We start from the raw sequence: 9,842 nt of genomic DNA, 5'->3' as shown, positions 1-9,842 counted from the left end.
GACGCCCGTCGGTTTCTCTTCGACGACCGCAACCACACCGATTACCTGTCCCGCTCGCAAACGGGGAGCCATGACCGACGAGTTTTCGCCCATCGGTTTGGGAACGATGGGAATCGACGACCCCGAACGAATCGCCGCCGCCATCGAGATGGGGTATCGCCACCTCGACACCGCACAGATATACGACAACGAGGAAGCGGTCGGCGAGGCCATCGACCGCGCGGACGTTCCGCGCTCGTAGCTGTTCGTCGCCACGAAGGTCTGGGCGGACAGTCTCGCACCCGACGACGTGCTCGAAACGACGGCGGAGAGCCTCGACGAACTCGGCTTGGATACCATCGACCTCCTCTACGTCCACCGGCCGATAGAGGACTACGACCCCGAGGAGACGCTTCCGGCCTTCGACGAACTCCGGGATGACGGGCGAATCCGGCACGTCGGGGTGAGCAACTTCTCCGCCGAGGAAATCGCCGTCGCGCGCGAGGTGCTCGACACGCCGATATTCGCCCATCAGGTCGAGATGCACCCACTCTACGACCAGTCCGAACTCCTCGCGGACGCGCATCGTCACGACACTCACCTCGTCGCCTACTCGCCGATCGCTCACGGCGAGGTGTTCGACCTCCCCGTCGTGAACGACCTCGCGGAGGACCACGACGCGACGGAAGCACAAATCGCGCTCGCGTGGCTCGTCGAGAAGGGGGCGATACCGATTCCTCGTTCGGCGAGCGACGTGCATCTGCGCGAGAACCTCGCGGCCGCGGACATCCGACTCGACGCGGCGGCAGTCGCGCGAATCGACGCTATCGACAGCGAGAAGAAGCTGTTCGAATAGGGGAAGGAGTAATCGGACGTTTCGTCGCGGAACGGGATTCGAATCGGACGATACCGTCCCGAACGCGACCGTTAGACGACTGTACGAGAACGCTTTTCTCGATAGTCGGAATCGAATTCGGTAGCCAATGCCCGTCCGCCCGCACGACCTCGAGTTAGTCGTTAGCCTCGGAATACTGCTCCTCAGCGTGGGGCTAGGGACGTTGACCTACCTGACGTGGCGACGCGAACGCGAGCGACGGTTGGCTATCGTCACCGTTGCGTACGTGCTGTTCGCCCTCCGAGGGCTCGCGGTCGTCCTCGAAGAGACGTTCTTGATGTCGGTACGGCCGGAGCTCATCGACCACCTCTCGTCGTTGTTCGTCCTGCTGGGTCTCCTGTTGTTCTTCGTGGCAATCGCACGGGACTGAACATGGACGAGCCCGAACTCGAATCACGGCGCGTCATCTTCGGCGAAATCCGCGAGACGCCGGGGATTCACTTCCGCGAACTGCTCCGGCGACACGAGTACGCACAGGGGACGATTCAGTACCATCTCCGATGGCTCGAAGACGAGGGACTCGTCGAATCGTCGGACGACGGTAACTTCACGCGCTACTACCCGGCCCACTCGTTCGAGGCGGCGGACAAATCGACGATGAACGCGCTTCGCCGGACGTACTCGCGTCGAATTATCGCCCTTCTCGCGTCGGAGGAGCGACTCAGTACCGCGGCCCTGAGCGAACGCGTCGGCAAGTCGCGCTCGACCGTCTCGTGGCACCTCTCTCGACTCCACGAGGAGGAAATCGTCGAAAAGGAACGCGACGGGCGCACCGTGCTCTACTCGCTTCGGGACCCGGACCAGGTGATGCGCCTCTATGCGACCTATCAAGCGAGTTTCCGCGACCGTCTCCTCGATAAAGTGCTCGACCTGTGGGACGTCTACTGAGTCGGACGGGCCGCTCGGATTCCGCCGAACAGTTTCGAGACGAGCGCGACGCCCACGAAGCCGACCGAGGCGGCGACGAGTTGCCCGAGCAGTCCCGTCATGTCGCTCCCGATAGCGACCGCGTGGATGGTCGCAAACGCGAACCCACCGTAGGCGAGGGCGTGAATCGCTTTCGGGTGCTCGAACCGACGCGGTTCGAGAAACCCCAACACGGCCACGACGACCAACACGACGGCGACGCCGCCGACGCCGACGCCCGCGATGAACAGGGGGAACGGATAGTTCGGCGCGGGGGCGATTCCGTCCACCACCAACCACGCGTCGATGGTCCCGACGACAGCGTGCAGGACCATCATACCGACCGCGAAGACGGCCAGTTCGATGTGGGTCCGTAGCGATAGCCGGTGTATCGCGCCGAACCGCCGCTCCGTGAAGAACACGCCCGTCAACACGGTGAGCCAGAGCGCCGGATAGAGCACCAGCGCCGACGCGCGGTCGAGGTACCAGAGCGCGAGGGTGACGACTTCGTTCATGAGGCGCGCGTCGTGGTCACGACGGTCTGACAGCCGCTCTGACAGGTCCCGGCGGCGTTCGTGTTGCCGCCGCCGCTGCCGCCACCGTACTCCCCCTCATCGTCTTCATCGTACTCGTGGTGCTCACCGTACTCGTCCTCGTGGCTCTCGGAGACCGCTCGCCCGCCGTCGGGCGGTTGATACTGCTGTGGATTGGTCGCTTGCGGCGAATGGTCGTTGCCCGTTCCTTGGTATGCCGTCCGGTAGGCCATGACTCCGGTCACACAGACGAGCGCGAGTACGACGACGGTCAGCGCGAGCAGCGTTCGGCGGCGTTTACCGGACGTGTTCATCGAATCCCTCCGTTTCGTGGAAGACGCCCTGATGGACGACCAACGCCTCCGCCCCGTCCCAGTCTTCGGCGAGTCGAATCGCGTCCTCGGGTCGGAGCGCGGCGAGCGTGGTGGCGAGCGCGTCGGCTTCCATGCAGTCCCGACGCGCGACGACCGTCACGAGGTCGTTGTGCGACCGGGTGCGTTCCTCCTTCGGATTGTAGATGTGCTCTCTCCCGTCGCGGTTGCGGCGGTAGCCGCCCGACGTGGCGACGTTCCACGGCGTCGAGAGCACGCGGAGATTCGTCTCAGTGCCGTACGGACTCTCGATGCCGACCGGTCCGGTCGGCCGTGCGATGTCGCCGCCGCCGTCGACGAATCCCCGGCGGCCCAGCCCCGAGAGTTCGGCGTGCGCCCGGTCCACGATGTATCCCTTGGCGAGACCGTTGCAGTCGAGCGGTCCGTCGGTCGTCACGGTGTCGCCATCGACCGCGACCGACGACGGGTCGAACGTCTCGGAGACGGTGGAACTGTCGCCGCGAATGTACGCCTTCAGTTCGTGTTCGATGGTTCCGTGATGGATATCGAAGACGCCGCCAGTCCGTTCGTAGTAGGCCAGCCCGCGGCGAACGATCCGTGCGACGTGGGCGTTCGTGACGCGCCCCGACCGATTCAGGCGGGCGACCTGGCTCGATTCGTCGAACGCGTCGAGTTGCCGTTCCAAGCGGAGCGCGGTGTCTTTCGCCCGCTCGCATGCCAGCTCCGCTCGGACGCCATCCGCGTGTATTCGAAAAGTCGTATCACAACAGTCGAACGACGCGGTGGCTTCGCCAACCGTCGCGTACAGTCGGTGTTTCGGTGTCGAATCCCCCAATCGGGAACGTATCCGAGGGCGATGCATACAACCGAGTTCAAAGGGCGACTCAATAGGGATTCGCGTCCATCTATCGAATGTTCGTCCAATCGTCGAATCGAACGGTCGCCCGTCGAATCGGGCGACCTCAGTTCGCTTCGTCCAATTTTTCGAGCGAATCGGGATTCTCGATACTCGACATGTCGCCCAAATCCTCGCCCGTGTAGGCCGCCTCGATGGCCCGGCGAATTATCTTCCCCGACTGGGTCTTCGGGAACTCGTCCACGAAGAGGATTTCGCGCGGGCGGAACGGCTTGCCGAGTTCCTCGCCGACCTGTTCGCGGAGGTCCGCACGGAGATCGTCTCCCGCGTCCACGTCGGGTTCGAGAATGACGTAGGTGACGACGGCCTGTCCGGTCGTGTCGTCAGGGACGCCGACCGCGGCGGCCTGGTTCACCGCGTCGTGGTCCATCAGCGCGCCTTCCACTTCGGCGGGGCCGACCTTCCGCCCGGCGACGTTGATGGCGTCGTCGGAGCGGCCGTGGAGGAACCAGAATCCGTCCTCGTCCTTCTGCGCCCAGTCGCCGTGGTTCCACATGTCGTCGAACGTGGACCAGTAGGTGTTCAGATAGCGTTCGTCGCCCGACCAGAGCGATTTCGTCATCGACGGACAGGAGTCGCGGGCGACGAGGTAGCCCCGTTCGTGCGTATCGGCGATGGACTCGCCGTTAGCGTTCACGATGTCGATGTCCATGCCCAGCCCCGGTCCGCCGAGCGTGCAGGGTTTGAGCGACTGTATCGGCATCGGCATGAGGAAGCAGCCACAGATTTCGGTGCCACCCGAGATGTTGATTATCGGTGCCTCGCTTCCGCCGACGTTCTCGTAGAACCAGAGCCACGATTCGGGGTCCCACGGTTCGCCGGTCGACCCGAGCAGGCGGAGTGAGGAGAGGTCGTAGTCGTCCAACCACTCATCACCGTACTGGCGGAGCGCCCGAATCGCGGTCGGCGAGATGCCGAAGACGGTCAGACCGTGGCGGTCTATCATCTCCCAGAAGCGGTCGGGGTCGGGGTAGTCCGGCGCACCTTCATACATGAAGACCGTGCCGCCGAACGCGTGGTTACCGATGAGCGTCCACGGTCCCATCATCCACCCGATGTCGGACACCCAGAAGAACCGGTCTGCGTCCTTGTGGTCGAAGCCGAAGTAAATCTCCTTCGCACACTGCAGCAACTGCCCCGCGTGCGTGTGGACGATGCCCTTCGGTTTGCCCGTCGTTCCCGAGGAGTAGAGGAGCATGGACTCGGCGCTCGCGTCCAGTTCCTTCGTCTCGTACTCGTCGTCCTGTTCGAGGACGGCCTCGTCCCATCGCTCGTCCCGTTCGTCGTCCCACGGAATGTCGTCGCTGCCGAGTCGGTCGTAGACGATGGTGTGTTCGACGTGGCCCGCCTCCTCGATGGCCTCGTCGGCCGTGTCCTTCAGGACGACCTCGCTGCCGCGGCGGTAGAACCCGTCGCCGGTGAACAACACGGAACACTCCGAATCCTCGATGCGGGTCGCGGTGGCGTCGGTACCGAACCCGGAGAAGATGGGGACGGCTATCGCGCCGACCTTGAGGATGCCGTAGAGTATCGAGATGACTTCGGGAACCATCGGCATGTACAGCCCCACCGTATCGCCCGTCTCGATGCCGCGCTCTTCGAGCGCGTTGGCGACCATGTTCGCCTCCCGGTATAGCTCGTGGTACGTGATTTCGCGCACGTCGCCCGGTTCGCCCTCCCAGATGCAGGCGACGCGGTTCCGTTCCGGGCTATCGACCTGTGCGTACCGGTCGAGGGTGTTGTGGGCGATGTTGATTTTCCCGCCCGGGTACCAATCCGAGAACTGCGGCCCCTCGCTGTCGTCTCGAACGGAGTCGTAGTCCTCGTAAAAGTCGATGTCGAGGTAGTCGACCATCTCGTCCCAGAACCAGTCCACTTCGGAGCACGTGCGCTCGATGAGTTCCTCGTAGTCATCGATGTCGTGTTCCTGCATGAACTCCCAGACGTTCGTCGATTCCACGAACTCCCGTGACGGCTCGTGGACGATTTCGTCTACATCCGCGAGTGTATCCATGTCGTGACCTCCATGTGGAAACCGTTGCGCACGCGCCTCAAAATAGTTTATTACATATTTAGGGCAGTTCGCCGCCCGTTAGGTCGAGTCGGGAGACGACTCCCTTGAGATCCGCCGTCTCCTCGATTTCGTCGCGGATTCGCTCGCGCGTCCGTACGTCGCTCGAATTCGCATCGTACGCACGCACGTACTCGGCGCGTGAGTGCTCGTCGAAGGCGTGGCGGATGGCGAAGTAGCCGTCTGGGACGACCGCCCCGCAGACTTTGCACTCCTGGCGTTCGTGCTCCGAAGTCTGGTGGACGATGGCGTCTTCGACGCTGTCGAACCGTTCCCCACAGCCGTCGATGTCACATTCCCAAGCGCTCATCTTCGTGTGTTGATTCTCTAATTCCCATGATATAACTGTTTCTTGCTCGTCAGGCGAGAACGGGTCGAACCGAAGACAGCGACTCGATGGACGCGTCGGCCTGCGGATCGTCCGTCTCAGAAATCCAGATCCCCGTGAATCCGACTGCCTGCGCCGGGAGAACGTCGCGTTCGAGGTCGTCCGCGACGAACGCGTGTGCATCGTCGGGCAACTCCCGCCGAGCCAGTTCGAAGATTTCCGCGTCGGGTTTGTTCACCCCGACTTCACAGGAGATGATTTCGGCATCGAAGTACTCGGACAGACCGTGGCGTCGCAACTTCTCGCGCTGGACGCGTCCGACGCCGTTCGTCAGGACGCCGAGCGTGTGGTCGGTTTCGAGGTCCGTGAGCAGTTCGTGCGCGCCGGAAACGAGTTCGGTCCGTTCGAGTTCCGTTTCGATTCGCGCGTCCGCGAACGTCTCGCCGTCGGTCGGGAGGTCGAACTTGGCGCAGATGTCGCTCATCGCGGCCCGATACGGCTCGTCGTTACACGCCGAGAAGTAGTCGAGAAACGCCGTCACGTAGCTATCGTGAAGCCCGTCGCGGTCGGGGATACCCAGACTCTCCCGTGCCGCAACGAACATCTCCTCGAACGACGCCGTGTGACGTACCAGCGTTCCGTCGAGGTCGAAATAACAGGTTGTCATCAAGTGGCGGTATCGAACGGAACGGTTTGTACTTTTGGGAGGAAGTGGGTAGAAGGGTAGTGAGGCCCCACTACCCGACGAGTATCGAACACGATTGTTCGTTCGATTAACCGAGGGCTTCCGAAACCAGAATCCCTATCGTTCGACACGCGAAACGAACGAGTGTGACCGACCGCGACGAGTTCAGGGTAGACATGCACGTCAAAGTGCTAGACGAGAAGGTTGTCCGCCGGGCGAAGCAACGCGGCCTCGACGCCTTGGTGTACGCGCCGCACTTCGTCCGCCTCCCGGAGATTCGTCGACGGACGGAGCGATTCTCCGACGACGACCTGCTCGTCGTGCCCGCACGCGAGGTGTTTACCGGGACGTGGCGGAACCGAAAACACGTCCTTGCCGTCGGACTCGACGAACCCGTTCCGGATTTCATCACGCTCACCGGCGCGATGGCGGAGTTCGAGCGACAGAACGCCGCGGTCTTGGTACCTCACCCCGAGTTCTTGAGCGTGGGCGTCTCGGAGGCCGATATTCGCGTCCACAGCGACGTGATTCACGCCGTCGAGACGTACAACCCGAAACACTGGGAGCGACACAACCGTCGGGCGAAAGCCATCGTCGAAACCACCGACAAATCCGCGTTCGGGTCGTCGTACGCCCATCTCCGCGGAACCATCGGCGAGGTGTGGACGGCGTTCGACACCCCCGTCGAAACGGAAGCCGAGTTGGTCGAGCAACTCCGGACGGGGAACGTGACGCGCGTCGTCCACCGCACGGGGCGAAGCCACGAGCTCCGGCGACGGGTGGAGTTCGCACACCTCGGGTGGGAAAACTCGTGGAAGAAAATCGACCGTCTCGTCCTCTCGGGAATGGAACCGACGCATCCCGACCACGAGGCCTACGACGGACAGTTCGACGATATCAGCGTTTACTGAAACCTACTGAATCCCGACTGCCGTGAGTCCGGCGTGGACGAGGAACTGCCGATTGACGAAGAGCGCCGCGACGACCAATTCGAAGGCCGTCACCGCCAGCGTAACCATCGTCGCGTAGTTGCTGCTCACCGAAACGCCGAACGGCGCGCCGAACTCCTTCTCGTACGGATAGAACAGCGCGAGGCCGCGCTTGCTTCCGAGCATGTCGAGAGCGTAGTGGGTGAGGATGCCGATCCAGACGAACTGCAAATTCCCGAACACCATCGGGAAGACGTAGAACAGCGCGAGCACCGGGAGATTGTGGAGCGTCTTCCGGTGTTTGCCGAACGCGGTATCCACGTCGGGAAAGAGCGCGCCGAGGATGACCGGAACGCCGACCTCGACGATGGTGTAGAACGTGGTCGTGTCCCCCGCCGGATGAAGGACGTATCCGAGTCCGATACCGAGAAGTGCCGCGTTCATGACGTGTTCCTTTCGATTCATTCGGTTGCAGGTCCCACCCCGCACTATCAAGGTTTTCCCTTTCACTCCAGTTCGACGAAGAGGTCGGAGAGGGCCTGTCGCGCTATTTTTGCCTTTATCTCCTGTCTCGACCCGTCGAACTCGTGGCGCGCGACCGACGAATAGCTCTCGCCGCTTCCCCACTCACCGGCGTGGGCGACCCCGATGAAGACGGTTCCAACGGGTTTGTCCTCCGTTCCCCCAGCCGGTCCCGCGATGCCGGTCGTGGCGACGCTCCACGTCGTTCCCGCGGCGTCGCGCACGCCGCGGGCCATCTGCCGGGCGACGGGTTCGCTCACGGCACCGTGTTCGTCCAGCGCCTCGCGCGTGACGCCGACGTGTTCCATCTTCGCATCGTACGAGTAGGTGACGAGTCCCCGGTCGAAGTAGTCGCTCGACCCCGGTACGTCCGTCAACAGCGACCCGATGAGGCCGCCGGTACAGGACTCGGCGGTTGCGACCGTCGCGCCCGACTCGCGGAGCGCGTCTCCGACCCGCTTCTCGATGGCGTCGTCGTTCGTGCTCATGCGGGAGTGGACGGGGCGGGCGAGAAAGAAAGTGCGGGTCGGACCGGCGGATGTAGTCGTGGGCGAAAGAAAGACTTGGCAGTGCTGCAATCGTGCGGTATGGACTACGACACGCCGCTGTTCTTTCACGTGATGACATACGCGACGGACGCCGACCGCGACGTCATCGACATGGTGAGCGGGAATCCCGACTGGGGGTCACCGCCCGGCATTGCTGAGGGACTTCACGAGTACGCCGACCTCGGCGGGGAGGATTTCCAGTACCCGCCGAGCGAAGGACTGGTCGAACTCCGCGAGGAAATCGCCGCGCGGCGCGACGTCGATGTTTCTCAGGTGGTCGTGACCGCTGGTGGCGGCGAGGCTAACTACCTCGCCATGGCGCGGGCGATGGAACGCGAGGCGGGCGACGAATTCATCCTGACCGACCCGGTGTATCCGTACTATCCCGGCAAGACGACGATGCTGGATGCGAAACAGCGCTTCGTCGCCACCGCCGAGGACGGCACGCTCGACCCAGACGACGTTCGAGAGGCGGCGAGCGAGGACACCGCCGGAATCGTCGTCAACTCGCCGAACAACCCGACCGGCGCGGTGTACGACGAGGAGTCGATGCGCGAACTCGTGGAAATCGCCGAGGAGTACGACGCGCTCCTCGTGAGCGACGAGGTGTACGACCACTTCGACTTCTCCGGGAAGTTCACCAGCGCGTTGACGTTCGATTCGGACCACCGCGTCGTCACGAACTCGTTTTCCAAGTCGCTGGCCATCACCGGCTTCCGAGTCGGCTACGCTATTTTCCCGCCGGACCTCGTGGACGTGGCGAAGACGCGCCACATGCTGACGAACGTTGCCGGAAGCAGGCCGTCGCAGTACGCGGTGCTCCACGCGCTCCGCGAGACGACGCGGGAGTACTACGAGGAAAACCGCAGGCTCCTCGAATCGCGCATCGAGACGTTCACCGACGCGCTCGACGCGGCGGGCGCGGACTACACCACGCCGGACGGTGCCTTCTACGTCATGGCTCGCTTCCCCGACTTCCCCGGCACGCTCTCGAACGTCGAGAAACTCATCGACGAGGCGGGCGTGGCTGGCATGCCCGGCGAAGCCTTCGGCTCCTCGCGCGACGACTGGGTTCGCTTCGCGCTCGTCACCCCCCGCGCCGAGGAGGCGGCCGAACGACTCGCGGACTACTTCAGCGACCGCTGACTCGCCCGATTGGCGCACCCGGTTTGGGTTAGGCAGACTGTGGGTCGCGAAT

12 protein-coding genes and 1 pseudogene are annotated in these 9,842 nt (G+C 63.3%); 5 read left to right on the top strand and 8 right to left on the bottom strand.

The genetic code is table 11. The features are described from left to right. Positions 1-70 precede the first annotated feature (70 nt). The 3 genes and pseudogenes from OPC11_RS08710 to OPC11_RS08700 all read left to right on the top strand — a co-directional run bounded on the left by OPC11_RS08710 (position 71) and on the right by OPC11_RS08700 (position 1,762). Positions 71-835, top strand: a pseudogene (locus tag OPC11_RS08710) (aldo/keto reductase). Between the two features lie 127 nt (positions 836-962). Further along, complete coding sequence (locus OPC11_RS08705; protein WP_007978349.1) at positions 963-1,244, top strand: hypothetical protein; 282 nt, start codon at positions 963-965, stop codon at positions 1,242-1,244. A gap of 2 nt (positions 1,245-1,246) precedes the next feature. Next, complete coding sequence (locus OPC11_RS08700; RefSeq protein WP_007978350.1) at positions 1,247-1,762, top strand: metalloregulator ArsR/SmtB family transcription factor; 516 nt, start codon at positions 1,247-1,249, stop codon at positions 1,760-1,762. Here the strand turns inward: OPC11_RS08700 and OPC11_RS08695 are convergent. From OPC11_RS08695 to OPC11_RS08670, 6 genes are all read right to left on the bottom strand, one after another. Then, on the bottom strand, positions 1,756-2,295 hold the full coding sequence (locus OPC11_RS08695; protein WP_264781633.1) for a hypothetical protein: 540 nt from the start codon (positions 2,293-2,295) through the stop codon (positions 1,756-1,758). The genes OPC11_RS08700 and OPC11_RS08695 overlap by 7 nt on opposite strands. Then, positions 2,292-2,627 carry a hypothetical protein gene (locus OPC11_RS08690; RefSeq protein WP_264781632.1) on the bottom strand — a complete coding sequence of 112 codons (336 nt, stop codon included), beginning with the start codon at positions 2,625-2,627 and terminating at the stop codon, positions 2,292-2,294. The genes OPC11_RS08695 and OPC11_RS08690 overlap by 4 nt, the downstream gene beginning before the upstream one ends. Next, on the bottom strand, positions 2,611-3,507 hold the full coding sequence (locus OPC11_RS08685) for an FAD:protein FMN transferase (protein WP_264781631.1): 897 nt from the start codon (positions 3,505-3,507) through the stop codon (positions 2,611-2,613). The genes OPC11_RS08690 and OPC11_RS08685 overlap by 17 nt, the downstream gene beginning before the upstream one ends. Before the next feature lie 100 nt (positions 3,508-3,607). After that, positions 3,608-5,575, bottom strand: a complete 1,968-nt coding sequence (locus tag OPC11_RS08680) for an AMP-binding protein (protein WP_264781630.1) — start codon at positions 5,573-5,575, stop codon at positions 3,608-3,610. Between the two features lie 58 nt (positions 5,576-5,633). Then, positions 5,634-5,942 carry a hypothetical protein gene (locus OPC11_RS08675; protein ID WP_007978360.1) on the bottom strand — a complete coding sequence of 103 codons (309 nt, stop codon included), beginning with the start codon at positions 5,940-5,942 and terminating at the stop codon, positions 5,634-5,636. Between the two features lie 49 nt (positions 5,943-5,991). After that, positions 5,992-6,627, bottom strand: coding sequence for an HAD family hydrolase (locus tag OPC11_RS08670; protein WP_264781629.1), 636 nt, complete (start codon positions 6,625-6,627; stop codon positions 5,992-5,994). Between the two features lie 164 nt (positions 6,628-6,791). On the opposite strand from OPC11_RS08670, the gene OPC11_RS08665 reads away from it, so the two are divergent. Further along, a complete protein-coding gene (locus OPC11_RS08665) occupies positions 6,792-7,556 on the top strand; it encodes a PHP-associated domain-containing protein (RefSeq protein WP_264781628.1) in 765 nt (254 codons plus the stop codon). Between the two features lie 3 nt (positions 7,557-7,559). On the opposite strand, the gene OPC11_RS08660 is transcribed toward OPC11_RS08665, so the two are convergent. Together OPC11_RS08660 and OPC11_RS08655 are read right to left on the bottom strand one after the other, a co-directional pair. Then, complete coding sequence (locus tag OPC11_RS08660; protein WP_026177680.1) at positions 7,560-8,039, bottom strand: metal-dependent hydrolase; 480 nt, start codon at positions 8,037-8,039, stop codon at positions 7,560-7,562. Positions 8,040-8,080: 41 nt separating this feature from the next. Then, on the bottom strand, positions 8,081-8,584 hold the full coding sequence (locus tag OPC11_RS08655) for a CinA family protein (RefSeq protein WP_264781627.1): 504 nt from the start codon (positions 8,582-8,584) through the stop codon (positions 8,081-8,083). Positions 8,585-8,683: 99 nt separating this feature from the next. On the opposite strand from OPC11_RS08655, the gene OPC11_RS08650 reads away from it, so the two are divergent. Next, positions 8,684-9,790: a pyridoxal phosphate-dependent aminotransferase gene (locus OPC11_RS08650; protein WP_264781626.1), complete on the top strand. Its 1,107-nt coding sequence runs from the start codon at positions 8,684-8,686 to the stop codon at positions 9,788-9,790. Positions 9,791-9,842 lie beyond the last annotated feature (52 nt).

The organism is Haladaptatus sp. T7 (assembly GCF_026008575.1).
GTDB lineage: Archaea > Halobacteriota > Halobacteria > Halobacteriales > Haladaptataceae > Haladaptatus > Haladaptatus paucihalophilus.
This window is presented reverse-complemented; position numbering and strand designations above follow the sequence as displayed.